General features: G+C 71.3%; 18 protein-coding genes. 8 read left to right on the top strand and 10 right to left on the bottom strand.

Going from position 1 to position 24,134, the window contains the following annotated elements; genetic code table 11:
• The first annotated feature begins 91 nt into the window (after positions 1–91).
• The 4 genes from EV139_RS12440 (at position 92) to EV139_RS12425 (ending at position 5,963) form a co-directional block, all read left to right on the top strand.
• Positions 92–1,738 carry a SulP family inorganic anion transporter gene (locus tag EV139_RS12440; RefSeq protein ID WP_130454661.1) on the top strand — a complete coding sequence of 549 codons (1,647 nt, stop codon included), beginning with the start codon at positions 92–94 and terminating at the stop codon, positions 1,736–1,738.
• Positions 1,738–2,997, top strand: a complete 1,260-nt coding sequence (locus EV139_RS12435; protein ID WP_130454660.1) for a heparan-alpha-glucosaminide N-acetyltransferase domain-containing protein — start codon at positions 1,738–1,740, stop codon at positions 2,995–2,997. Before EV139_RS12440 ends, EV139_RS12435 begins: the two co-directional genes overlap by 1 nt.
• Before the next feature lie 123 nt (positions 2,998–3,120).
• The gene (locus EV139_RS12430; RefSeq protein WP_130454659.1) at positions 3,121–4,443 is read left to right on the top strand and encodes an aminotransferase class I/II-fold pyridoxal phosphate-dependent enzyme; all 1,323 of its coding nucleotides are present in this window, start codon (positions 3,121–3,123) and stop codon (positions 4,441–4,443) included.
• Positions 4,440–5,963 carry an O-acetylhomoserine aminocarboxypropyltransferase/cysteine synthase family protein gene (locus EV139_RS12425; protein ID WP_130454658.1) on the top strand — a complete coding sequence of 508 codons (1,524 nt, stop codon included), beginning with the start codon at positions 4,440–4,442 and terminating at the stop codon, positions 5,961–5,963. The genes EV139_RS12430 and EV139_RS12425 overlap by 4 nt, the downstream gene beginning before the upstream one ends.
• 304 nt (positions 5,964–6,267) lie before the next feature.
• Here the strand turns inward: EV139_RS12425 and panB are convergent, their stop codons facing one another.
• From panB to EV139_RS12390, 7 genes are read right to left on the bottom strand one after another with little or no spacing between them, the layout of a single operon-like run.
• Positions 6,268–7,116: a 3-methyl-2-oxobutanoate hydroxymethyltransferase gene (gene panB, locus EV139_RS12420; RefSeq protein ID WP_130454657.1), complete on the bottom strand. Its 849-nt coding sequence runs from the start codon at positions 7,114–7,116 to the stop codon at positions 6,268–6,270.
• 5 nt (positions 7,117–7,121) lie between these two features.
• Positions 7,122–8,003, bottom strand: a complete 882-nt coding sequence (panC, locus tag EV139_RS12415; RefSeq protein ID WP_130454656.1) for a pantoate--beta-alanine ligase — start codon at positions 8,001–8,003, stop codon at positions 7,122–7,124.
• Entirely contained in the window at positions 8,000–8,731 is a 732-nt protein-coding gene (locus EV139_RS12410; protein WP_130454655.1) for a DUF2520 domain-containing protein, read from the bottom strand. Before EV139_RS12410 ends, panC begins: the two co-directional genes overlap by 4 nt.
• Positions 8,732–8,739: 8 nt before the next feature.
• Entirely contained in the window at positions 8,740–10,014 is a 1,275-nt protein-coding gene (locus EV139_RS12405) for an FAD-binding protein (RefSeq protein WP_420029121.1), read from the bottom strand.
• Positions 10,011–10,439, bottom strand: a complete 429-nt coding sequence (locus EV139_RS12400) for a MaoC/PaaZ C-terminal domain-containing protein (protein ID WP_130454654.1) — start codon at positions 10,437–10,439, stop codon at positions 10,011–10,013. The genes EV139_RS12405 and EV139_RS12400 overlap by 4 nt, the downstream gene beginning before the upstream one ends.
• Complete coding sequence (locus EV139_RS12395) at positions 10,436–10,909, bottom strand: FAS1-like dehydratase domain-containing protein (RefSeq protein ID WP_130454653.1); 474 nt, start codon at positions 10,907–10,909, stop codon at positions 10,436–10,438. Before EV139_RS12395 ends, EV139_RS12400 begins: the two co-directional genes overlap by 4 nt.
• A 56-nt stretch (positions 10,910–10,965) precedes the next feature.
• Positions 10,966–11,595 carry a DUF937 domain-containing protein gene (locus EV139_RS12390; protein WP_130454652.1) on the bottom strand — a complete coding sequence of 210 codons (630 nt, stop codon included), beginning with the start codon at positions 11,593–11,595 and terminating at the stop codon, positions 10,966–10,968.
• 187 nt (positions 11,596–11,782) lie between these two features.
• On the opposite strand from EV139_RS12390, the gene EV139_RS12385 reads away from it, so the two are divergent.
• Positions 11,783–13,549, top strand: coding sequence for an acetyl/propionyl/methylcrotonyl-CoA carboxylase subunit alpha (locus EV139_RS12385; RefSeq protein WP_130454651.1), 1,767 nt, complete (start codon positions 11,783–11,785; stop codon positions 13,547–13,549).
• A gap of 142 nt (positions 13,550–13,691) precedes the next feature.
• Here EV139_RS12385 and EV139_RS12380 read toward each other — a convergent pair whose 3' ends face one another.
• Positions 13,692–14,960, bottom strand: coding sequence for a GNAT family N-acetyltransferase (locus EV139_RS12380; protein WP_130454650.1), 1,269 nt, complete (start codon positions 14,958–14,960; stop codon positions 13,692–13,694).
• 112 nt (positions 14,961–15,072) lie between these two features.
• On the opposite strand from EV139_RS12380, the gene EV139_RS12375 reads away from it, so the two are divergent.
• Together EV139_RS12375 and EV139_RS12370 are read left to right on the top strand one after the other, a co-directional pair.
• Positions 15,073–16,440: an MFS transporter gene (locus EV139_RS12375; protein ID WP_130454649.1), complete on the top strand. Its 1,368-nt coding sequence runs from the start codon at positions 15,073–15,075 to the stop codon at positions 16,438–16,440.
• A 189-nt stretch (positions 16,441–16,629) separates the two neighbouring features.
• Entirely contained in the window at positions 16,630–17,616 is a 987-nt protein-coding gene (locus tag EV139_RS12370; protein WP_130454648.1) for an LLM class flavin-dependent oxidoreductase, read from the top strand.
• 14 nt (positions 17,617–17,630) lie between these two features.
• Here EV139_RS12370 and EV139_RS12365 read toward each other — a convergent pair whose 3' ends face one another.
• The gene (locus EV139_RS12365; protein WP_130454647.1) at positions 17,631–20,318 is read right to left on the bottom strand and encodes a MucBP domain-containing protein; all 2,688 of its coding nucleotides are present in this window, start codon (positions 20,316–20,318) and stop codon (positions 17,631–17,633) included.
• 223 nt (positions 20,319–20,541) lie between these two features.
• Between EV139_RS12365 and EV139_RS12360 the strand changes: the two genes are divergently transcribed.
• Complete coding sequence (locus EV139_RS12360) at positions 20,542–20,817, top strand: hypothetical protein (RefSeq protein WP_130454646.1); 276 nt, start codon at positions 20,542–20,544, stop codon at positions 20,815–20,817.
• A gap of 603 nt (positions 20,818–21,420) precedes the next feature.
• Here EV139_RS12360 and EV139_RS12355 read toward each other — a convergent pair.
• The gene (locus EV139_RS12355) at positions 21,421–23,982 is read right to left on the bottom strand and encodes a helix-turn-helix transcriptional regulator (RefSeq protein ID WP_130454645.1); all 2,562 of its coding nucleotides are present in this window, start codon (positions 23,980–23,982) and stop codon (positions 21,421–21,423) included.
• Between the last annotated feature and the right edge of the window lie 152 nt (positions 23,983–24,134).

Genomic DNA, 24,134 nt, shown 5'->3' with positions numbered 1-24,134 from the left:
GCGCGTGCGCGCGCCCCACGCCGGGACCGGCCGCCTCCCGTCCGCGCGCCGCGGGGTGGGGCAGGATAGAGGCAGAGAGCGGAGGCGATCAATGTCAGCACTTCTGTCGGGGCTCCGCGCCCTGTTGCCCACCCGCGCCGACTATCGCGGCGCGCGGATCAGCTGGCGCGCCGATCTCGTCGCCGGGCTCACCGTCGGCATCGTGGCCCTGCCACTGGCCCTGGCCTTTGGGGTGAGCTCCGGGGTCGGCGCCGAGGCCGGGCTGGTCACGGCAATCGTCGCCGGCCTCGTCGCGGCCGTGTTCGGTGGCTCAAACGTGCAGGTCTCGGGCCCCACGGGGGCGATGGTCGTGGTGCTCGCCCCCATCGTCGTGCTCCACGGCGTCGGCGCGGTCGCCGTGGTGAGCCTCATGGCCGGTGTGCTGGTGGTGGCCGCCGGGATCTTCCGCCTCGGCCGCGCCGTCAGCTACATCCCCTGGCCCGTCATCGAGGGGTTCACCGCGGGGATCGGGATCATCATCTTCCTCCAGCAGGTCCCCGCGGCGCTCGGCGTCGAGGCCGGCGGCCACTCCTCGAACGCCGTGGTCGCGGCGTGGCAGGTGGTCACCGAGGCGAGCTGGCCCGCCGCGCTGCTGCCGCTCGCCGCGGTGGCCGGGGTCGCGCTGATCATGGTGCTGCTCGGCCGGATCGCCCCGGCCATCCCCGCCTCGTTCGTCGCGATCCTCGCTGTCTCGATCGTGACGGTGCTCGCGGGCTCGCCGCTCACCACGATCGGCACGCTGCCGAGCTCGCTCCCGGCCCCGTCGCTCCCGGCTCTCGACCCCGCGACCCTCACCGCGCTCGCCGGGCCGGCGGTCGCGGTCGCGGCGCTCGCGGCGATCGAGTCGCTGCTGTCGGCCCGCGTGGCCGCCACGATCGCCGACACCGGCCAGGTGAACGCCGACCGCGAGCTGTTCGGCCAGGGCCTCGCGTCGATCGCGTCGGGGTTCTTCGGCGGGATGCCGGCGACCGGCGCGATCGCCCGCACGGCGGTCAACGTGCGCAGCGGCGCGCGCACCCGGCTCGCCGCGGTGATCCACGCGCTCGCCCTGCTGCTCGTGGTGCTCGTCGCCGCGCCAGTCGTCGGCGCGATCCCGCTCGCCGCGCTGTCCGGTGTGCTCATGATGACGGCGGCACGCATGGTCTCCCCCGCCACCATCGGGCGGGTGCTGCGCTCAAGCCGATCGAGTGTCGCGGTGTTCGCCGTCACCCTGTTCGTCACCGTCGCGTTCGACCTGGTGATCGCGGTCGGGATCGGGCTCGCCGTCGCCGCGTTCTTCGCGCTGCGCACCCTGAGCCGCATGAGCGACGCGACGCGCGAGGTGCTGCCCGGCCCCGCGGCACCCGGCGACGAGCGGATCGCGCTGTTCACCGTGCACGGTTCCCTCTTCTTCGGGGCGGCTGATCGACTCGTCGACCAGATCTCGGAGGCCCCGGACGTCGCCGTGGTGGTGCTGCGCCTCTCCGACGTGCAGATCATCGACGCGACCGGGGCAAACGCGCTCGCCGAGCTCGTCAGCGCCCTGGAGCGGCGCGGCGTGACCGTGCTCATCAAGGGGGTGCGCCCGGAGCACCGCCGGCTCCTCGAACAGCTCGGCGTGATCCGGTCCCTGCGCGATCCGGGCCACCTCTTCACCGAGCTCGCACCGGCGCTCGATCACGCACGCGACCACGTGCGCCGCGAAGCAGCGAGCCAGTAGTGCGCTACGTCGGAGTAGACCTCGCCCGGTTCCTCGCGATCGCCGGCATGATGGCGGCCCACCTCGTGACCATCGGCGGGATGGCGGCGGACCCCGGGAGCTTCGCGTACTCGGCCGCGGCGCTCACCGACACGCTCACGGAGGGCATCGCTGCCCCGCTGTTCGCGGTGCTCGGCGGCGTCAGCGTGGTATTCGCCTCCCGCCGCCAATTGCGGGACGGCAGGATTGGCGCGGCGATCGGCGCGACCGTGGTGCGCGGCGCGCTCCTCATCCTGATCGGGCTGATCCTCGGGCTCATCGAAACGCCCGTGGCGATCGTGCTCAGCTACTACGGCACCGCGATGCTGCTCGTCGCGCCGCTCGTCGCCGTGCGCGGCTGGATCCTCGCCGCCCTCGCCGGGCTCCTCACCGCTGTCGGCGGCCCCATCAACGCCGCCGTGCGCACCGGGCTCACCGTCGCGGGCCCCACGGGCTCTCTCACCTTCGAGGATTTCGGCGCGGACTGGGTGATCGCGGTCCGGGCGCTCCTCCTCACGGGCGAGTACCCGGCCCTCACGTGGTGCGTGTACCTGCTGCTCGGGATCCTCGTGGGGCGCGCGCTGACTGCGGCGAGCGCCCGCGGTTCGCTTGGACGCGCGGCCGCGGTCATCGCGGGGGTCGGTGCCGCGGTTGCGGTGGCGGCGCAGCTCTTCTCGGAGATGGTGATCCGCAACGTCGCGGCCCTCGGCGGCCCCTGGGTCCCGGGCACCGATCCCGCCGCGGTGCGGGAGCTCGTGGCGCACTCCTCGTCCGGTGCCCCGCTCGCCCCCGAATTGTGGGCACAGCTGATTGCCACGCCGCACTCGGGCTCGCCCGTCGACATCCTGCGCACGGCGGGCATCGCCGCGCTCGTGATCGGCCTGCTGGTGCTCGTCAGTGACGCGGGACCCACCGCACGGGATCGGCGCCTCGGCCCTGTCCTCGGAACCGTGCGCGCGGCGGGCGCCGCACCGCTCACGATATACACCCTGCACATCGTCGCGACCGGCCTGCTCCTCGAACCCGCGCTGCAGGATCCGCAGGTGTGGATCACTGGCTTCCCCTGGTGGGCCGCCGGGGTGAGCGCGTTCGTGCTGCAGCTCGCCGGCGCGCTCGCGATCGGCGCGATTCTCGCTGCGCTCGGGCGGCGCGGGCCGCTCGAGGCGGCGGTCTCGGGTGTTGTTCGGGTGGCGGTGGGCGACGGCCGTCCGGCGGGGGCGCGGACAGCGCGCGGGAACTGATCCGGATCCGGCCGGGCCCTCGGCTCCCTCTCCGTCCCTGATCGCGGGGGCCGCCCCCGCGCTGTGTGACGCCCCCTTACTCGCGGACTCGCGCCCGGCGGCGGCGCGGGAGACGATTGACGCATGAGCGAGCCTGACTGTCAGTCTTCCCCCAGCGTGGATCCGTCCGGTGTGCCGTTCACCGAGCTGGATCCGGAGCTGCTGCGCGCGCAGCGCACGAGCCTCAAGTGGACGCGCTTCCCCGCCGACGTGCTCCCGCTCTTCGTGGCCGAGATGGACTTCGCTGTGGCGCCGGAGATTCGGGAGGCGATCATCGCCCGCGTCGAGGCGTCAGACACCGGCTATCTCGACGGCCCCGGCCCGCTCGCGCCGGCGTTCGCCGAGTTCGCTGCGGCGGCGTGGGACTGGCACGTCCCCACCGAGCACGTGTACCTCGCCACCGACGTGGCGACCGGCGTGGTCGAGTCGCTGCGCATCGCGTGGGAGCTGCGTCGCGCTGACGCCGCCGCGGGCGGCGCGCCCGCGTCCGGCCGCATCGTGGTGCCCACCCCCGTGTACCCCGGCTTCTTCGAGATGCTCGAGGAGGTGCCGTACGAGATCGTCGAGGTGCCGCTGCGCGAGGCCGACGCCGCGGGCGCCGAGGCCGGCGCTGGCGCTGCGTCCGGCACCGGCGCTGGCGCTCCCGTCCCCGGTGAGGGCCCGGAGCTGCGACTCGACCTTGCGGCGATCGCCGACGCGTTTGCCGCCGGCGCCGACGCGTTCCTGCTCTGCAACCCGCACAACCCGCACGGGCTCGTGCACACCGCCGCCGAGCTGGGCGAGCTCGCCCGCCTCGCGGAGCAGTACGGCGTCTTCGCGGTCTCCGACGAGATCCACGCCCCCCTCACCCACGCGGGCGAGCGCTTTGTCCCGTTCGCGCCGCTCGCGGCGGCGGCGGGGGCGCTCGCGGTGGTGGCAACCTCCGCGAGCAAGGGGTGGAACCTTGCCGGAGCCAAGTGCTCGGTGATCGTCGCGGCCGACGAGCGGGCGAACGCCGCCCTCCAGCACCTGCCGCCCGAGACCGTGACGCGCGCGAGCATCCTCGGCCTGCACGCCGGCGTCGCCGCGTTCACCTCGGGCCGGGAGTGGCTTGCACGCGCAATCGGGCAGATCGAGGCGAACACGGCGCTCCTCGCCGAGCTGGTCGCGGCTCAGCTGCCCGGCGTGCGGCTCGTGCGGCCGCGGGCCGGCTACCTCGCCTGGCTCGACTTCCGGGAGGCCGGGCTCGGCGAGGACCCGTACGCGCGGATCCTCACCGAGGCCCGAGTGGCCCTCAACGACGGCGCGTTCTTCGGGGCCGGCGGGGCCGGTCACGTGAGGCTGAACCTCGCCTGCGCGCCAGACACGATCCGCGCGGCCGTCTCCCGCATCGCCGCGATTCTGCCGACTGGAAAGGGCTCCCGATGACCACGCATGATCACGCACACGAGGCGGCGGTCGGGGCTGCGCCCGTACCCCCCGCGTCCCCAGCGTCGGCAGAAGCGCCCGCGGCGCCGGTGACGTCGGCGGCCACGCCTTCCGCTCCGGCAGCGCCCGCGGCGCCGGCGGCACCGGCGGCACCGGTGACCGACTGGGCCGACTTCGGCTTCGATACGCGCCAGGTGCACGCCGGCGAGTACCCGGACCGGAACTCGGGGCTGCGCGTGCCGCCGATCGCGCTCTCGGCCGGCTACGTGTTCGACAGCTTCGACGACCAGATCGACCGGTTTGCCGGCCGCGCGCTGTGGCACGGCGGCGGCCTCACCCGCGGGGACGGGACCGACCCCGTAAACGAGCTCGCGGGCGAACCGGCCCCGATCTACTCGCGCCAGGGCAACCCCACGAACGCCGTGGCCGAGGAACGGCTCGCGTCGCTCGAGGGCGGCACCGCCGCGGTCGCCGTGTCAAGCGGGCAGGCCGCGATCTCGTCGGCGCTCTTCGCGCTCGCGCAGCAGGGCGACCACATCGTCTCGACCGCGTCGATCTATGGCGGGACCAGGATCCTCTTCGGGCGGAGCTTCAAGCGCTTTGGCATCGACTTCGACTACGTGTGGGACGCGGACGACGACGCCGAGTGGGATCGGGTGATCCGGCCGAACACGAAGGCGATCTACACCGAGACGATCCCCAACCCGCGCAACGACGTCACCGACCTGCGCCGCATCGCGGCTGTCGCCGCGCGGTACAACCTGCCGCTCGTGGTGGACAACACCGTCGGCACTCCCGCCCTGATCCGCCCCATCGAACACGGCGCGAGCATCGTGGTGCACTCCACCACCAAGTTCTTGACGGGCCACGGCGCCGCGGTGGGCGGCGCGATCGTCGACGGTGGCACGTTCGACTGGGATGCCGCCGAGCGCGCGGGGCGCTCGTACCCGCTCGTCACCGCGGCGCCCCGCCCGGGCGTCCCCTCGCTGCTCGACCGCTTCGGCCCGCTCGCGTACGCGCGGGCCGTGCGCGAGGCCGTGGTAAACGACATCGGTCCCTCGCTCTCCCCGTTCAACGGGTTCCTGCTGCACCAGGGCATGGAGACGCTGTCGCTGCGCATGGAGCGCCACGTGGACACGTCGCTGCGGATCGCCGCGTGGCTCGAGGAGCAGCCGGAGGTGGAGGTCGTCGACTACGCCGGCCTCCCGTCGAACCCGCTCCACGAGATCGCGCTGCGCGACTACGCCGGGCGCACCGGGTCGGTCTTCGGCGTTACGGTGCGCGGCGGGATCGATGGCGCGCGCGCCTTCGTCGACGGGCTGCGCGTCTTCTCACGCATGACCGGGATCGGCGACACCCGCTCGATGGTGATCCACCCGCTCAGCTCCACGCACGCGTCGTTCACCCCTGAGGTGTCGGCCCGGCTCGGGATCACCCCCGGCTTGCTCCGGCTCTCGGTGGGGCTCGAGTCGGCCGACGACCTGATCCGCGACCTGCGCGCCGCCCTCGACCGGGTGTAGTGCGCGGGGCTGCGGCGCCGCGCGCCGTGGCGCGGTGCGGCGGGCGCCGGCCGCGTGGCGCGTGGCGCCGCTCCGTGCGCACGGTGCCCCACTGTCCCCGCCCGCTGGTGGGCACCCCTCCCCCGCAGATCCGACCCGCTCCGCCAGATCCGACCCTCTGCACCGAGCCTTCCCCGCGAATTACCGGGTCGGATCTGAGCTAGCGGGTCGGATCTGCGGGACGGATCTGCGGGACGAGGAGCGGGCAGCCAGGAAGCAGCCAGCGCAGCCTGGGCCAAGCGCCCCGCCACCGCGCCCGCGCCCGCTACTCCCCGGCGAGCACGGCGCGAGCCGCCGCGACCGCCTCAGGCGCCGCCGCGTACCCGTGCTCGGGCCCGGGGAACGCCGCCGCGCGCACCTCGGCGGCGTAGGCGGCGATCGCCGCGGTGGTGTCGGCGCCGATCGTGCCGTACGACTTCACGAACTTGGCGGTGTGCCCCTCGGTAACGCCGAGCAGGTCGTGCAGCACGAGCACCTGCCCGTCCGCGGGCCCGGCGCCGATCCCAATGATCGGGATGTCGAGCGCCTCGCGCAACACCTCGGTGATCTCGGTGGGCACGGCCTCGACGACGACGCAGAACGCGCCGGCCGCCTGCACCCCGAGCGCCTCCGTGACCAGGCGCGCGGCGCTCTCGGTGGTGCGACCCTGCGCGCGCAGCCCGCCGAGCGCGGTGGCGGTCTGCGGCGTGAGCCCGATGTGCGCCACAACGGGGATCCCGGCGGCGACGATTGCGCGGATGCGGCTCAGGCGCGACGCATTGCCGCCCTCAAGCTTCACGGCGTCGGCGCCAGCCTCCTTGACGAAGCGCACCGCGGTCTCGACCGCCTGCACGTCTGACGCCTCGGTGGTGCCGAACGCCACGTCGCAGACCACGAACGCGGTCTCGGTGCCGCGGCGCACCGCCTTCGCGAGCACGAGCAGCTCGTCCGTGGTGATGGCGACAGTGGAGTCGTGCCCCAGGACCACCTGGGCGCCCGAGTCGCCCACGAGCACCATGTCGACGCCCGCGCGCTCGGCGGCGCGTGCCCCCGGATAGTCGTACGCGGTCACCATGACGATGGGCGTGCCGGCGGCCCGCTTCTCGCGCAGCTGCGGGATCGTGATTCGTGCCATCTGCCTCACTCCTTCTCGCCGGCGGGCGCCGGGGCCAGTACCGCGTTGTCGATCAGTCGCACCGCCCCAACGCGCGCGGCGATCGCGCAGAGCACCTCTTCGTCGACGGTGTCGACGGGGGTGAGCGCGTGGGGAGTCACGAACGCAAGATACTCCGGATCGATCTGCGCCGGGGCGAGGATCTCCTCCGCGGCCGAGCGCAGGGCGGCGACGGAGCGCTCACCGGCAGCGAGCCGGGCGGTCACCTCGGCGAGGGCCCGCGGGATCGCCAGGGCGCGCTCGCGCTCGGCCGCGCTCAGGCGAACGTTGCGGCTCGAGAGCGCGAGGCCGTCGGCGTCGCGCGCCGTGGGGCAGGCGACAATGCGGGTGGGGATCCCCAGATCGGCGACCATGCGCTGGACCACGAGCAGTTGCTGCGCGTCTTTCTGGCCGAAGTAGGCGGTGTGCGGCTGCACCGCGAGGAGCAGCTTGGTGACGACCGTGGCCATCCCGTCGAAGTGCGCGCTGCCGCGGCCGGCGCCCTCAAGGGTGGCGGTGAGCGGTCCGGCGACACTCACGGTGGTGGCGTAGCCCTGCGGGTACAGCTCCGCTGCGGCGGGCGCGAAGATGAGGTCGACGCCGGCGCCCGCGGCGAGCGCGGCATCGGCGGCCTCCTGGCGCGGATACGCGTCGAGGTCGCTGGCCTCGGTGAACTGCGTGGGGTTCACAAAGATTGAGAGCACCACGATCTCGGCGTCGCGGCGGGCGGCGCGCACGAGCGAGAGGTGGCCGTCGTGGAGCGCCCCCATCGTGGGGACAAACCCGACCCTGGCGTCACCCGGGGCGCGGGTGCCGCGCAGCTCGGCGAGTGCCTCGCGCAGTTCGGCGATCGTGCGGACAGTCTTCATCGCGATTCCTCGGTGGGTTCGGCGGGGTGGGCGGCGAGCGCCCGCGTGGTCTGGGTGAGCGCGTCGAAGAGCCCCAGCTCGTCGGGCAGCCGCGCTGCGAGCGCGTCGCGCTGGCGCGACACGGTTGCCTCGTCGCCGCGCGCGATCGGCCCGGTCAGCGCCGCGGCGGCCCCCCGCGCGGCCCAGTTGTCGAGTGCCGCGCGCGCGAGCGGGGCGAGCGCGGCCCGCGGCACCCCTGCGGTCGCTGCGAGCCGCTCGGCCACCCACTCGATCGCGACGAGCGCGTTCGCCGAGATGCTCGCCGCCGCGTGGTAGGCGGCGCGGTCCTCGTCTGCGACCGTGAACGGGACGAGCCCGAGCGTTTCGGCGAGACTCCGCGCGGTGGCGAGGGCTCGCTCGGACGTGCCAGCCACGGCGGCGTGCGCCCCCGCGAACGCGGTATCGGGGCCCGTGACGCTGAGCAGCGGGTGCACGCTGAGGGCCTCGTGCGGCGCGAGCGCGGCGAGGGTGGTCATACCGGAGAGGTGGCCCACCAGTGGGCCGGGGGCGATCAGGCGCGCAGCGTCGGCGATCGCGGCGTCTGGCACCGCGAGCAGCACGAGGTCTGCCCCGGACCCGTCGGCGCCGCGTCCGGCGAGCGGCAGCAGGACGTCGCCAGCTCCCGCGGCCGCGAGGCTCGCGTGGAGCGCCGCGCCCATGCGGCCCCATCCGACGATCTGGATCCGCATCGCGACCGCTACAGCTCGAGTCCGTAGAGGTTTGGCTCGGGGCTGAGGATCACGCCGAACTCCTGCTGCACACGCTGCACGATCAACCGCGCGAGCTCCGCGACCTGCGCGGCGGTCGCGGCGCCACGGTTGGTGATGGCGAGCGTGTGCTTTGAGGATACGGCGGCGCCGGATCCCGGCAGCCGGAAGCCCTTCGCGACCCCGGCCCGGTCGATGAGCCACGCCGCGGAGAGCTTGACCATGCGCTCGGGCTCGGCGGCGGGCGCCGGAATCTCGGCGCCCGCGGCGAGGTCTTCGAGCGACAGCACCGTGTCGGGCCGCTCGGCGACCGCGATGGGGAAGCGCGGGGCGTCTTCCGGGAGCGTGCGCGCAAAGCGCTCGGTCACGATCGGGTTGGTGAAGAACGAGCCGGAGCTCCACGAGTCGTGGTCGGCGGGGTCGAGCACCATCCCCTTCGCGGCGCGCAACCGCAGCACGGAGTCGCGCAGCACGCCGATCGGCACCAGGGTGCCCACTTCGACGCCGAGCGCGGTCGCGAGCTGCGCGTAGCGCACCGGCGCGAGCGGGGCGGCGGCTGAGATCGGCAACTCCGCCGGGTCTGGCACGGCGCCGTGCCGGCCGCGCGGCGCCGTGCCGGACGCGGTGCCGGGCGCGGCCTCGGCCGCCGCCGCGCGCGTGAGCACGAGGTCGAGCGAGAGCACCACGCCCTCAAGGCCCTGCTTGATCACCGAGTCGCGGTACCCGAGTTCGAGCTCGGCGGCAGACATGCGCCGCGGCTCGGCAGCGGTCGCGTCGAGGAACTCGATCGAGTGAAGCACGTCCGAGAGCTCCTGCCCGTACGCGCCGATGTTCTGCACGGGCGCCGCGCCGGCGCGGCCGGGGATGCCCGACAGCGCCTCGATGCCGGCCCAGCCGCGCTCACCCGCCGTTGCGACGAGCGCGTCCCAGTCCTCGCCGGCGGCAACGCGGATCCGCACCCGGTCACCGGGCAGTTCGGGATCGGTGACCTCGGCGATCCCGGCCGTGCGCACGAGCAGTGCGGTGCCCGGGAAACCGTCGTCGTGCACCACGGTGTTGGAGCCGCCGCCGAGCAGCAGCCACGGTTCGCCGTCGCGCCACAGCTGGGCGGCGAGGCTGATGAGCTCCTCCCGGGTGTGCGCCACGAGGATGCGCTCGGCCGGGCCACCGACGCGCATGGTCGTCAGCTCGGCGAGCGGGGTCTCGTCTGCGTACTGCGCGGCATCGGTGTGCTGCGACCCCGCGGCCGGAAGGAGTTCGCTCACGCGAACGCCGCCACGAGTTGGGCCTTGCCCAGCACCGTCGCGCCGTCGAAGACCACCTTCAGGTCAATGCGCGCGGTGCGTGCCTCGGCGTCGAGCGCGCCCACGACCGCGGTGACGGTGACGGTGGCGCCGAGTTCGGCGTCAACCGGTACCGGGCGCGTGAATCGGGACTGGAAATCCTTGACCCACCCGCTCGCACCCAGCCAGTCCGCGGCGACCCCGCCGGCAGCGCCCATGGTCAGCATTCCGTGGGCGAGCACCCCCGGCAGGCCGACCGCGGCCGCAACGTCGTCGCGGTAGTGGATCGGGTTGAAGTCGCCCGAGGCGCCCGCGTACCGCACGAGGCGGTCGCGGGTGAGGCTGAGCTCGCGCTCGGCGACGGTCTCGCCTACGGCGAGCTGCTCAAACACTGGTGCGGCGCTCACGCGGCGGCCTCCGTTGCGGCTTCGTCCGGCTCGGGCGCGCGCACCACGAGCGTGGAGATCGCGGTGACCACGTGCGCCCCGGACGCGTCGGTCATGCTGCTGGACGCGGTGACCATCGAGTGCCCGCCAAGCTGCTTCACCGCGGTGATCGTGAGAGTCGCGGTGAGCTCATCGCCGGCGACAATCGGCCGCGTGTAGCTGAACCGCTGGTCGCCGTGCACCACGCGGGTGAAGTCGACCCCCGCCTCGGGATCAGCGAGCAACTGCGCGAGCGTCGCCTCCTGCACCACGACCGGGAAGGTGGGCGGCGCGACCACGTCGGCGTGCCCGGCCTGACGCGCGGCCTCCGGGTCGAGATGGAGCGGCGATGCGCTCAGCACGGCGCGAGCGAACTCGCGAATCTTCTCGCGGCCCACGAGGTAGGGCGCGGTCGCCGGGTAGACCCGGCCTTGAATTTCAGGATTCACCACCCCGCCAGTCTACAGAATCGTGCAGAGCCGTGGCGGGGCGGTGCGCCCGAGGGTGGTTACTTCTTGCCGCCGAGCAGGCCACCCAGCAGGCCACCCAGGCCGCCGCCTGAGGACTGCTGGCCACCGCCGCCGAGCAGGCCGCCGAGCAGATCCCCGAGGCCACCACCCGAGGAGGCCTGCGAGCCCTGCTGCTGGCCGCCCCCGACGAGGCCGCCGAGCAGGTCGCCCAGCACGCCGCCGAGGCCGCCCTGGTCACTCTGCGCCGCGACCGTGCCCTGCTGGCCGCCGAGCTTGCCGGCGAGGAACTGCATCACGAGCGGGGCGAGCAGCGGCAGCAGCTGCGGCACGAGGCTCGCGACCGCGTTGTTGCCCGACTGCTGGCCGAGCGCCTGCGCGACCTCCTGCTCCTTGTCGCCCAGGACGTGCTTCACGATCTTCTCGCCGTCGGCGGTGTCGATCGCTTCGAGAGACACCGAACCGCTGGCGGGCTGGTGCTTCTGCACGGCACTCTCGAGCTTTGCTGCGCCGTCCGCGTCGGCCGCGTTGACCGCCATGCCGCCGATGAGGCCGGGGAGCGCCTGCTGCACCGCGGCGCCGATGGTGGCCTCGTCCACGCCGAACTTCGCGGCCAGCTCGCCGAGCGGGATGTTCTGCAGCAGGGAGTCAAGATCAGAGTTCTGTGCCATGGTGTGCTCCATATGTGTTGATTCGGGAGGGGTTCGGCGACGCAGCAGCGGTGCCGCACACCTCAGCGTACTGGCTGCGACAGGCCCGGGGAATAGACCACTCACTGTCTTATTCCGCAACGGATCAGGGAAAGGTTTGTGTCTTATATCCAAGGATGGGGGCTGCCCCTCCAATAGGCTGGAGGCCATGTCGCGCATTCGTAAAGTCCTCATCGCCAACCGTGGTGAGATCGCCGTCCGCATCATCCGCGCCGCCGCTGACAGCGGCATCGCTTCCGTCGCCGTCTTCGCCGACCAGGATCGCGATGCTCTGCACGCGCAGCTGGCCGACGAAGCCTACGCGCTCAACGGGTCGACAAGCGCCGAGACCTACCTGAGTATCGACAAGATCCTCACGATCGCGCGCCGCTCGGGCGCCGACGCCGTGCACCCCGGCTACGGCTTTCTCGCCGAAAACGCCGACTTCGCGCGCGCCGTGATCGCCGCGGGCCTCACCTGGATCGGCCCGGGTCCGGACGCGATCGAGCGCCTTGGCGACAAGGTCTCGGCGCGTCACGTTGCCGAGAAGGTGGGCGCGCCGCTCGCGGCCGGCACCAGCGACCCGGTGAACGACGCCTCCGAGGTCGTCGCGTTTGCCGACGAGGTCGGCCTGCCGATCGCGATTAAGGCGGCGTTCGGCGGCGGCGGCCGCGGCCTCAAGGTCGCGTACACCCGCGAAGAGATTCCCGAGCTGTTCGACTCCGCCACCCGCGAGGCCGTCGCTTCGTTCGGCCGCGGCGAGTGCTTCGTGGAGAAGTACCTCGAGCAGCCCCGCCACGTGGAGACCCAGTGCCTCGCGGATCAGCACGGCAACGTGGTCGTCGTTTCGACGCGTGACTGCTCGCTGCAGCGCCGGCACCAGAAGCTCGTGGAGGAGGCCCCGGCCCCGTTCCTCACCGACGAGCAGAACGAGAAGCTCTACGCCTCGTCGAAGGCGATCCTGCAGGAGGTCGGCTACGTTGGCGCCGGCACCTGCGAGTTCCTGGTCGCGAAAGACGGCACGGTCTCGTTCCTTGAGGTCAACACGCGTCTCCAGGTGGAGCACCCCGTGTCCGAGGAGGTCACGGGGATCGACCTCGTGCGCGAGCAGTTCCGGATCGCCGAGGGCGGCACGATCGACTATGCCGACCCGGTGCCGCACGGCCACTCGTTCGAGTTCCGCCTCAACGGCGAGGACCCGGGCAACGGGTTCCTCCCGGCGCCCGGCCCGGTCTCGCTGTTCAAGCCCGCCTCCGGCCCCGGGGTGCGCGTGGACTCCGGCGTCACCTCCGGCGACGTGGTCTCCGGCGCGTTCGACTCGATGCTCGGCAAGCTGATCGTCACGGGCGCGACCCGCGAGGAAGCGCTGCAGCGCGCCCGTCGCGCGCTCGACGAGTTCGAGGTGCAGGGCCTGCCCACGGTGCTGCCGTTCCACCGCAAGATCGTGCGCGAGCCGGCGTTCACCGCCGAGGACGGCACGTTCGGCGTGTACACGCTCTGGATCGAGACCGAGTTCACCAACGACATCGAGCCGTGGGAGGGCGAGGTGCCCCCCATCGCGCAGGATCCGAAGCGCCGCAGTGTGGTCGTGGAGGTCGAGGGGCGCCGCATCGAGGTGTCGATGCCGGCAACGCTCGTTCCGCTCGTGGACCAGGAGGTCACTCGCGGCCCGGCCCCCAAGCGCGCCAAGGGCGCCGGAGTCGCCACGGCCGCGGGCAATGCGATCACGGCACCGATGCAGGCAACGATCGTGAAGGTCGCGGCCGAGGAAGGCCAGGCCGTCTCCGAGGGCGACCTCGTGGTGGTGCTCGAGGCAATGAAGATGGAGCAGTCGATCTACGCGCACCGCTCCGGCGTGGTCGCGGGCGTCGATGCACCGCTCGGGCAGACCGTGCCGAGCGGCCACGTGCTGCTCACCATCGTCGACGCCGAGTAGGCACGCGGCCGAGCAGGCACAGGCCCCGAGGAGGCACAGGCCCCCAGCGGGCCACGATGCCGAGCGGGCCTCACGCCGGAGCCCGCCGAACGCCCCGCGCACGGGGAGGTCGGCGGCTCCGGCGTTTCCCTGTACCGCGGGGTTAGAACACCCAGTCGACCCCGGCAGCCACGGGCCACGACCAGGCCACCGCGGCCCGGGCCAGCGGCTCGGCGGTGCCGCGCACGAGGCCTGCCTGCGCGAGCGCCGCGAGCGACGTCGATCCGAGATGCGCGGAGCCCAGCTCGCGAATATCGAGCCGCAGATCCTGTTCAGTGTCGACGCGCGTCACCGCGGCGTGCCCGAATGCGTCGGCCACGACGCGCCACCGGCCCGCGTTCGCCGGAATGAGCGCGTCGGTCACTTCGAGCACCACGTCAACGGGCGCGGCGTAGCGGCGCTCGGCGAGCGCGCGCGGCAGGTCGAGGATCCTGATCCACTGCATGTCGTTCGTGGTCGGGAGCGCCGCCCTCGCGTCGACGAGCAGGCTCAGGATCGGGTCGTCGCTCGCGAGCGGACCGGCCGCGACCGTGGCCATGAGGTCGAGATCGAGCAGTACGCTCCAGAGCCGGTGCGCCGCCGCGGGGTCGAGCGCGACGATGTCCCGCAGCTGCACCGAGCTTCGCGGAACGTTGAGCTGCCACTCGGGCTTGCGGCGAAAGCGCGCGTACCCGCGCAGCTCCCCGGCGCCGTCGCGCACGAGCACGAGCCGCTGCGGCTCCTGCCCGCCCCGGAGCGCGGGCGGATCCTGGTCGACGTACTTGCGCAGCGTGGGCGTCTCCCACGTCGCCCAGCCCGGCCGCCCGAGCCCGGCGGGCAGCTGCGCGTAGGCGGCGTGCAGCGCTTCGACCACTGGACCGTCGCGCTCCGGATCCCACTCCCGCATTTCGAGGCTCAGCTCGGAGCTCCCGGCAACGTCGCGAAGGGCCGCGCCGCGCGGCACGGTCAACGACACCTGCGTGGAGGCCTGGCCGTACCCAAAGCGGCCATAGATCGCGGCCTCCGCGGCGTTCAGCCCTGAGACTGCCTCGCCGCGCGCGAGGCAGTCTGCGAAGTGGTGGGAGATCAGCTCGCGCAGGATCCCCTGACGCCTGGCGACGGGGTGCACTCCGACCCAGGTGAGCCAGCCCACGGGCACCACGGCGCCGGGCACGGGGAACCGCCGCAGCCCATGGCAGCCGTACATTGCGCGCAGATCACCGTCGAGAGTCTCAACTGCCCACGCCCGCCCCCACGGGATCCCCGATTCTGTGGCGACGCGATCGGCCAGCGGCGTTCCCGTGGGAAAGGTCCACGCGTCAAATCGCAGCACCTCTTCCAAACGATCAGCGGTATCGAGCGCGACGAGCCGGGTTCCTGCGGGGAGTGCCATTCACCCAGTATCCCCAATTTCGGGGGTGCTCTCGATTCGGGATCACCGAAGTTTTCGTTTACAGTGTTGGTACAGAAAGTAAGTTTCTATAGTTGGACAAGGGCGTCAAATAATGACACAGGCAACAGTTGCACCCGTGAGCTCGCAGAGGGAACGGCGCAAAGTCGTTGCCGCCTCGATCATCGGCACCACCATCGAGTGGTACGACTTCTTCATCTACGCGTTCGCCGCGAACCTGATCCTCGCGAAGCTCTTCTTTGAGCCGGCCGGCCCAGAGATGATGCAGATCCTCTCCCTCGTTACGATCGGCCTCTCGTTCCTGTTCCGCCCGCTCGGCGCGTTCCTTGCGGGGCACTTCGGCGACAAGCTCGGCCGTCAGCCAATGCTCGTGATCACGCTGCTACTCATGGGCATCGCCACGGTGGGCATCGGCCTGCTCCCCACCTACCAGTCGATCGGGATCGCCGCGCCGATTCTGCTCATCCTGCTGCGTATCCTGCAGGGCCTCTCCGCGGGCGGCGAGTGGGGCGGCGCTGTCCTCATGTCCGTGGAGCACGCCCCCAAGGGCAAGCGCGGCCTCTTCGGCGTCTTCCCGCAGCTCGGTGTGCCGTTCGGCATGCTGCTCGCGTCCGCAATGCTCGCCCTCATGCGCGTGCTCGCCCCGGGGGACGCGTTCGAGGAGTGGGGCTGGCGCGTGCCGTTCCTGTTCTCGGTCATCCTCATCATCGTCGGCTTCATCATCCGCCGCACCGTCGACGAGTCCCCGGTGTTCAGCGAGATCGCCCAGGCGAAGAAGCAGGAGTCGGCCCCGATCGTCCAGATCTTCAAGCTGCACTTCCCGCTCGTCATCCTGAGCGCACTGCTCTTCGCCGGCAACAACGCCGTCGGCTACATGCTCACCGGCGGCTACGTGCAGGGCCTCGCGTCACGTCCGGAGACGGAGGGCGGCCTCGGCTACGACCCCGTTCAGGTGCAGCTCGCGGTACTCACCGCCGCCGTGGTGTGGGGCATCTTCACCTACCTCTCGGGTCCGCTCTCAGACCGGTTCAGCCGCAAGTCGGTCATGACGGTTGGCTGGTTCGTGCAGGCGGCCGGCGTGATCCCGCTGTTCCAGTTCGTGTTCAACGGCGGCGTTGGCGGCGTACTGCTCGGCACCTGCCTGCTCGCCGTGGGCCTCGGGCTCACCTACGGCCCGGCCGCCGTGTGGTTCGCCGAGAGCTTCCCCGCCTCGGTGCGCTACTCGGGCATCTCGATCAGCTACGCGCTGGGCGGCGTCATCGGCGGCGCGTTCGCCCCCACGATCGCGCAGCTCCTGCTGCAGTCGTTTGGCTCGACCTGGGCGATCGTCGTCTACCTGCTCATCATGACCGGGCTCGGCCTGCTCGCCACCATCCTGCTGCGCGACCGCAGCAACATCCCGCTCGACGTGGAGTTCGAGCGCAGCGGCCAGTGGAAGAGCTGGACGCCCGCGGGCAAGTAGTCCCGCACGATCACACCGCGGCCGATCCCGGATTCCGGGGTCGGCCGCGGTGCGTGTGCCCCGCCCCCGCCCCCGGAGCCCTGATAGCCGGGGCCCGGCCGCCCGGGGCGCTCCGGGGCGCTCCGGGGCACTCCGGGGCACTCCGGGGCACCCCGGAATAGCGCACTCCCCCGGCGCGTTGCACACTCCATGACTACGCTGCCCCCGCTCTCGATCCTTGACCTCGCCACAGTCGAAGCGGACGGGAGCATCGCGGACGCGCTCACCCACTCGGTCGCCCTCGCGCAGCTCGCCGAGCAGCAGGGCTACTCGCGCGTCTGGTACGCGGAGCACCACAACATGTCGTCAATCGCGTCGAGCGCCACCTCCGTGCTCATCGCCCACGTCGCCACGCAGACGAGCACGATCGGCCTCGGCGCCGGCGGCGTCATGCTCCCCAACCACTCGCCGCTCGTGATCGCCGAGCAGTTCGGCATGCTCGCGGAGCTGCACCCGGGCCGCATTCACCTGGGCCTCGGCCGGGCACCCGGCACCGACGGCGCCACCTTCCGCGCGCTCCGCCGCACCCACGAGGCCGCCGAGCGCTTCCCCTCGGACGTGCTGGAGCTGCAGAGCTACCTCTCGGATGAGCTGCCGCGCAACGCCGTCAACGCGTACCCGGGGCGCGGCACGCGCGTGCCGCTCACGATCCTCGGCTCGTCCCTGTTTGGCGCTCAGTTGGCCGCGCAGCTGGGGCTCCCGTATTCATTCGCTTCGCACTTTGCCCCGCAGCTGCTCACCACGGCGGTGCAGCACTACCGCGCGAACTACACGCCGAGCGCCGCGCACCCCACGCCGTACGTTAGTGCCGGCGTCAACGTCGTCGCCGCGGCGACCGACGCGGCCGCCGAGCAGCTCTTCGCCCGCACCGAGCTCGACCGGGTGCGCCGGTTCCTCTCACGCGGACGCGAGCGCGACCTCACCGTCGACGAGGCGGCGACTCTCATGGACACCCCGGCCGGCACCGAGATCCGCGCCATGCTCACGCACACCGCGATCGGCGGCCCGGAGCGGGTGCGCACCGAGCTCGCCGAGTTCGCGAAGTTCGCGGATGTGGACGAGCTCGTCACCGTGCACGCCGCCCCCACGCGGGCCGAGCAGCTCGAGTCGGTGCGCCTCACCATGCACACCGACTGAGCTGGCTGCCGCGCCTAGCCCTCGGCCCCGCCGGTCCCCGGCTTGCGGCGGCCGTGGATGAACACGCCGGCCGCGATCAGGAGCGCCGCGGCGCCCGCGATCCCGATCGGCCACCACAGGTCCAGGCCCGTCGAGGCGAGTCCCCCGGCGGGCGGTTTGCCGCCCTCAGCCGGCGGGGTGACGACGGGCGGCTCGGGCGTGATCGCGTCTTTTGCCTGGTACACGTAGGTGACTCGCGCGGCGGTGCTGCCGTAGACGCCCGTGGCCTTCCCGTCGACTCGCACGTAGGAGTAACCGGAGAACGAGAGCTGTCTCGTCTGGTAGCTCGCGCCGATCTTGCCCGTCTGCGTCATCGGGCTGCGCAGCGCTTTACCCGACTCGTCGACGTAGTAGGCGGTCACGGAACCCATGCCCGCGGGCGGAGCGACCGACTGCTCGTAGTGGTAGCGCACCGTCACAGGAGCCTCGGCGAAGTCACCCTCGATCGGCCCCTCCACCCGCACGAAGGCGTAGCCCGGGAACGCGAGTTGTTCGGTCACATATGGATCGCCGATCGGCCCGGTCTGGGTGATCGAGTTGCGCAGCTTGTTGCCGTCCTCGTCAACGTACTCGGCGATCACCGTACCGTCTGCCACACTCGGGGTGTCGTCCTCCCACTGCGCGTAGAGCCTGAGGTTGCCCGCGGGGATGGTCACGTCGCCGGCGGGGAAGAACGCCCCCGTTCCGTCCGGCTGCGTGTTCCAGCCGGCGAACCGCTTGTCCTCGGGCACCGTGGTGGGTGCGGGTTCCGTCTGGACGGTCGAGCCAACGGCACCCACGGTCCAGACGAGAGCCGCGTCGTCGGGGCGCTGCACAATGCGTTCCCCGGACCGCGGCTCCTGAATGAACGCCTTTTCCGTGTAGTCAGCCCAGTCGCCGCCGTTGGGGTCGAACCGCACGAATGCCTGCTGTAGCGCGCCTGAGTCGGCAGGGTCGTCGACGGGGAAACCGCGCTGATCGGTCGTGATCCCCGGCGCGGCGGGACCAACGTTGTCGGCGATCCCCACCAGGTACGGCGCGTCGCCGGGCGTAAACAGGAGCGTCCCGGGCGCTTGCGCGGCGTCCCCGCGGGGATCCCCAGCCACCACGGCGTTGCCGTTCACGGCGAGCTCCGGGGTGTCCGTGCCGAGGACGGCGAGCCGGTTCACCACCGCCAAATCGATCGCGGTCCCGTTGTCCACGCCGATGTTCGTCGCGTCGGCGGCAAACTCAATCGTCTCCGGTTCGATCGCGGCGCGGTCCTCGTCGAGCGGCGGGTAGACGAGCTCAAGATCTTCGAGGGCCGGGATCCGCAGATCAGTGTGCACACCGTCGCTGTCGCCCGGTGCCGGCGGCAGCTCGCCCGCGGGCGACTCGATACCCTTCGACGCCGAGACCTGGCGGTACGCGCTCGACGCGACCGAGTTACCGTTGCGGTCGAGCACGTCATTGCCAACGAAGAGGTTGTGGGAGAACACCGGGATCTGTGTGGGGAGGTAATTGGTGTCCCCGTACATGGAGACGGCGCCGCCGCGCTGCGCCGTTCCGATGAGCAGGGTGCCGCGCTCGGCCACGTTGTTGACAAATGTGTTGTGCAGCAGCGTGAGCGGTGTGCCAAACGACTCGATCGCGCCGCCGCCGCTTGAGTCGTCGTAGTTCAGTTGCCGCCCCTGCGCAATGTTGCCGACGAACGTGCTGTTTCGCACGGTCACCTCGGAGCCAACGCCCGAGTGGGCAAGGATCGCGCCGCCCTCATCGGCCGCCACGTTGTCCACGAATGTGGTCCCAGAGATCAGGGTCCGGCCCGTTTGCTCGCCCGCGATGGGGCGCTCGGTCACTGCGATCGCCCCACCGTCATTGAGGGAGGTGTTGGTCTGCGCGAGGGGCACCGTGTTCCCCTCAAAGTAGCTGTCAGTGATGGTGAGGCGCCCGTCCATCTGGTGGAACGCGATCGCGCCGCCCCGGGTGGTCGAGAGGTTGTCGGCAAACACCGTGCGGTTCACCGTGAGATCCGTCTTCCCGGAGAGCCGGATCGCACCGCCCGAGTACCCCGGCCACGTGCCGTGATTCTTGGCGATCGTGCTGTCTGAAATGGTCGCGACAATCCCGTTCGGCAGCGCGAGCGCGGCGCTCGAGCTGGCGCGGTTGCCCAGGAAGCTTGACCCGGTCACGTCGAGGGTGGTGACGGAACTGAGGGAGAGTCCACTCGCGCCGTCGATCCCATTGAAACTCGAATCGGCCACTGTGACCGCCGCCGCGCTGCTGATGCTGACGCCGCCGCCCGGAACGCCGCCGGGCTCCCCCGTCGGATCCGGGTCGTTGAGGCCCACGAACGCGAGATTCTGCACCGCGATCGCCACGCTCCCGTTGCCCACGAGGTCGAGGTGGTGTCCGGTGGTACCGGCCGCCTTGGCCACGGTGGTGCCCGCCGCGTCGCCCGCGAGGGTGAGTTTGGTGACCCCCGCAGGGATCGACACACTAGTGATCGCCCCGACCGGCGCGAACCCAGCGGCCAGGGTGATGGTCGATTCGCCCGCCGGGAGCGCCTCGACCGCGGTCTTCAGGGCGTCATAGTCAGCGACGATGGCGTCGACCGCCATCGCCGGAGCGCTGACCGAAAGCCCCCCGGCAATCAGTGCGGCGCTGAGGCCGATCGCGGTCACGGTTTTTCGTGAAATGTTCACAGCTCGAATCCCCCGATGGTTCGGCCGGGACCCCACACGCACCCCGGCGGTTTCACTCGCTGAGCGACCGAGGGAGCATCGGTGCACCCTCTCCAACCTTAACTTTCGTTGTGAAAACGCTATTCGTCAAGTGTCGTCGAGATTTTCGCCCTTGACACCCCGGTTCGAGGGAACTTAAATGTGGGGATATCGAGTTGGCCTGTGACCTCAGCGGGGAGGGGACGTGAGCGATGCGAGCACCGCGGGTGATCCGCTCGCGCGCCTTCACGACGTCTCAGACGCCCTCGTCGCCGCCTACCGTGCGCGCTGCCAGCACCCCGAGAGCGCACACGCGGCGCGCTGCTCACACTGCGAGAACATCGCAGAGGTGCTCGACATGATTCGCTGCGCGGCAGACTCCGCGTTCGAGGCTTCGGCGCTCCGCGCTCACTTCCAGCAAGAATTGAGGGCGTTGCTGGGGCATGCGCCCCTCGGGGCGGTTGCGGTCACAACCGCCTGAGCCGTGGGTACCGCCCCCTCCGGGCCCGGCGCCGCGCTTGAAACGCGCGGTTGCAACTGGTGGCAAGTGCAGGGCCCCCCGGAATCACGACGGATTCCGTGGAGACCCAGCCGGCCACCGATGGAGATGCAGATCGCGCCGGGGGGATGATTGGGGATCACGGCGCGGCTTCGATGACAGACCTTGCAAGGGAAAAGTACTTCTGAACTGGGCCGGTGTCAAGCGCGCCGGACCGAGACGGTCATATTCACGGGCTACACCGACGCGTTTCTCAACCGCCTGCGAAAGAAAAGCCGCTGTGACCGACCGAGGGGATGGGGGATGGGGGTATCGGTCGGCCACAGCGAAGTGCTAGCTTCATCAACTCCGTCGTTGCGAAGAATCCACCAGCGTTGAGAAGCTCACAGAGACATGACCAGGGTCCTGCCCCTCCCTTTCCGCTCCGAGTTCGGAAGTCCGAACCTGCTGGTTCGTTGTGAACCTCTCAAGAACAACAGTACGGGCGAGAATGGGCCTATTTCCCATTCTGAGTAGGGCTTTCAATTAGTAGAGTGAGAACTACTCAATGCCTGAGTACGGCCGCTCGCCTTCCCCGAGAATTTCTCAACTCACCTCGCCCACCGCCCCGGACACCCAGCCGTGCACGGCCTCCACAACTTCCTGCCGAGTCGACACTCGGAGCTTCCGCATCAGGCGGTGCACGTGGTTCTCAACCGTGCGGATGCTCAGCACCAACTCTTCCTGGATCTGCCGATTCGACAGCCCCGCGGCGATCAGTCGCGCCACCTCTTCCTCGCGCCGGGTGAGCTTTGCCTCGGATGCGACGGCGCGCAGCAAATCGAGCCCGCTGTTCTCAAGCGACTCCCCGAACTCCTCTCGCTCGCGCGCGATCCGGCCCGCGAGCTTCGGGTCGCTGCGCACGTGGGCCGACTGCCCCAGATCCCAGTAGGCCTGCATCACGCGCCCCACCTGTCCCGTGCGCACCAGACGCGGGATCACCGCCAGCATCTCGTCGACGCTTCCGTTCTCCCGCGCGCTCAAGTAGGCGAACTGGGCGGCGAGCTGCTCGCTGTCGATCTCGGTGAGCCACTCGGCAACGACGCCGGCGTGCGCCTCGTCGAAGGAGTGCTCGAGGGAGCACAGTCCGGACTGGGCCGCGGCGAAGTACCCGCCACGCCGCCGCGCCTCGACGGCGTCATCCCAGCACCAGCGCGCCGCTCGCGCAACATCGCCGGACATCGCGGCGAGCTTCGCATCGGCCCAGCGGCGGGAGGTGCCCGGCAGGGTTCCGGACGGCAGTTGCACGGCGTCCAGCTCACGCACCAGGCCACGGATCTCATCGACCGACCCGTTCGCGCTCACGATCCCGCAGACGCGCGCCCCGAGGTAAGCGAGCTGCGGGAACACCGGCACCTCACCGAGCGCCGCAGCGAGCTCGCGCTGCATGGCAACGCTGGTGCTCTGGCCGCGCACCACCACGAGGAGCATGATCGCGTAGAAGAACGACCGCATCTGCTGCCCGTCGAGCTCGTCCTTCGCCCGATCAAACCCCTCCCGCGTCACCTGGACCGCGCGCCGGTACCGCCCCTGCCCCAGCGCAACGAGCGCCTCGAGCACGCGCAGCCGGCCCCGCAGCGCGCCAGTCTCTCCCACCGGCACGGCGTCGATCTCGCGTTGCGCGAGCCCCAGGCGGCCGCGCGTGTAGTGCACCCGCACCAGCTCGCAGCGCATCTCCGCCTGCACCGCCACGGGTGCGTCATCCCGCGCACGCAACTGCTGCTCCGCGTCGGACGGGAGCGCATCGAGATCCGCGTAGAGCCGAATCCGAGCGGCCACGACCAGCCCCTCGTACGCTCCGAGGCCGGTAGCCCGATCGAGCACGTCGAGGGCGTGCGGCAGGTCCGAGCGCTGGTAGGCGTGCACGCGCGCCTCCCAGATACTCAACCAGGCGCGCTGTTCGTCGGAGGGGCCGTAGCGTGAGGCCGCCGAGATTGCTTCGAGCACCTCCTGCGCGGCGGCGCCCGTCTCCACGAGCGCCTCGACGTACCGCAGTGCCGTCCCAGCTCCCGGGGTGTCCCGCCAGGCGCTCTGCGCGTCGGCGAGCATGGCGCCCCGCCGCTCCGCAAGCCGCTGCAGCAACAGCGGCCCAACCTTGCGCACGTGCACGTCCCGGGACTGCGACGACCGCGCCTCGAACTTGCGGGCAGTGACGCCCTCGATCTGCGCGCTCACCCGAGCGAGCCGCATCGGCGACTTCGCGTGGCGGAACATTTCGCCGAGAATCGGCGGCGTGACCGTGACCCAGTGCCGCGTGCCAGAGGGCTCGATCGCGACGTGACGCAAGCGCTCAAGACGCTCAAGCTGCACCTCCCCAACGAGCGCGACCGCCTCGGTTGCGGAGGTCAGCCCGGCGACCGCGAGCGTCTCGAGCGCGGCCGTGTCCGCCTCTTCCTCGGCCGGCGGCGCATACCCGCGCACCATCGGCAGCAGGCGGTTGCTCCACAGCTCCTGCGTCGCCACGAACTGACCGTCGGCGAGTTTGAGGCGCCCCTCGATGATCCCGATCTCGCTGATTGCCAGGGCGAGCTTCACGAGCCCCGCAGACTTGCCGTACACGCGGCTCAGCGAGGAAGCCTCGAGCGGCGACCCGCACGCCCCGTTGAGCACCGCGCCCAGCTCCTCAAGCGTGAGCGTCGGCAGCTGCACGGTGACCGCCTGGGGCGACCTGTCCTGCGCCGACGTCTCACGGTCGGTGAGCAGCACCACCTGCAGCTGCGAGCTCAATCGCAGGTGCGCGATCGCGGCCTGCAGCAGGGGCGGCAGCGCCTGTGGGCCGTCCACGAGCAGGGTAAGCGGGCGGCCCCCGTAGATCCGTTCCATGTGGGTGGCCAGCTCGACCGGTGAGGTGAGGGCGGCGTTGGGGACCGCACGCCCCTGCTCGGAGATTGCGGCGAGCAGCGCGCTCGGAAGCGGCCGCTCCTCCCCCACATCGGGCAGCAGCAGCGCGGCCTGCCCGTGCTCGCGAACCTCGGTCAGGAGTTCCCGCAAGAACCGCGTGCCGCCGTTGCCGCGCGGCGACAGCAGCTCGACGTCGTACCCCGCCATCAAGTAGCGGCGCAACACCTGCACGGTTTGCGGACGTGGCTGATAGGTGACCTTGCGCAAAACGACCTCCAGGTCCGGTCCCCCCGAGCCCCGTGGAACAAGCTCGAGACACCCGGCCCCGCGCTACAGCTGTCAGTTTAAACGGGCAAACTGGGCGCCAGGTGACGGGGTGGGGGCCAGGGCCCAGACGCCGGGAGATTCACCCCGCCAGG

It is taken from the genome of Leucobacter luti (genome assembly GCF_004217175.1).
Taxonomy (GTDB): Bacteria; Actinomycetota; Actinomycetes; order Actinomycetales; family Microbacteriaceae; genus Leucobacter; species Leucobacter luti.
The sequence above is the reverse complement of the archived record's forward strand: the minus strand, read 5'-3'. Positions and strand labels throughout refer to the sequence as shown.

What these genes read in the sequence shown, in the direction of transcription:
- EV139_RS12440 (WP_130454661.1), top strand. Translation starts at nt 92, where the DNA reads ATGTCAGCACTTCTGTCGGGGCTCCGCGCCCTGTTGCCCACCCGCGCC.
- EV139_RS12430 (WP_130454659.1), top strand. Translation starts at nt 3,121, where the DNA reads ATGAGCGAGCCTGACTGTCAGTCTTCCCCCAGCGTGGATCCGTCCGGT.
- EV139_RS12425 (WP_130454658.1), top strand. Translation starts at nt 4,440, where the DNA reads ATGACCACGCATGATCACGCACACGAGGCGGCGGTCGGGGCTGCGCCC.
- panB (WP_130454657.1), bottom strand. Translation starts at nt 7,116, where the DNA reads ATGGCACGAATCACGATCCCGCAGCTGCGCGAGAAGCGGGCCGCCGGC.
- panC (WP_130454656.1), bottom strand. Translation starts at nt 8,003, where the DNA reads ATGAAGACTGTCCGCACGATCGCCGAACTGCGCGAGGCACTCGCCGAG.
- EV139_RS12410 (WP_130454655.1), bottom strand. Translation starts at nt 8,731, where the DNA reads ATGCGGATCCAGATCGTCGGATGGGGCCGCATGGGCGCGGCGCTCCAC.
- EV139_RS12390 (WP_130454652.1), bottom strand. Translation starts at nt 11,595, where the DNA reads ATGGCACAGAACTCTGATCTTGACTCCCTGCTGCAGAACATCCCGCTC.
- EV139_RS12385 (WP_130454651.1), top strand. Translation starts at nt 11,783, where the DNA reads ATGTCGCGCATTCGTAAAGTCCTCATCGCCAACCGTGGTGAGATCGCC.
- EV139_RS12380 (WP_130454650.1), bottom strand. Translation starts at nt 14,960, where the DNA reads ATGGCACTCCCCGCAGGAACCCGGCTCGTCGCGCTCGATACCGCTGAT.
- EV139_RS12375 (WP_130454649.1), top strand. Translation starts at nt 15,073, where the DNA reads ATGACACAGGCAACAGTTGCACCCGTGAGCTCGCAGAGGGAACGGCGC.
- EV139_RS12370 (WP_130454648.1), top strand. Translation starts at nt 16,630, where the DNA reads ATGACTACGCTGCCCCCGCTCTCGATCCTTGACCTCGCCACAGTCGAA.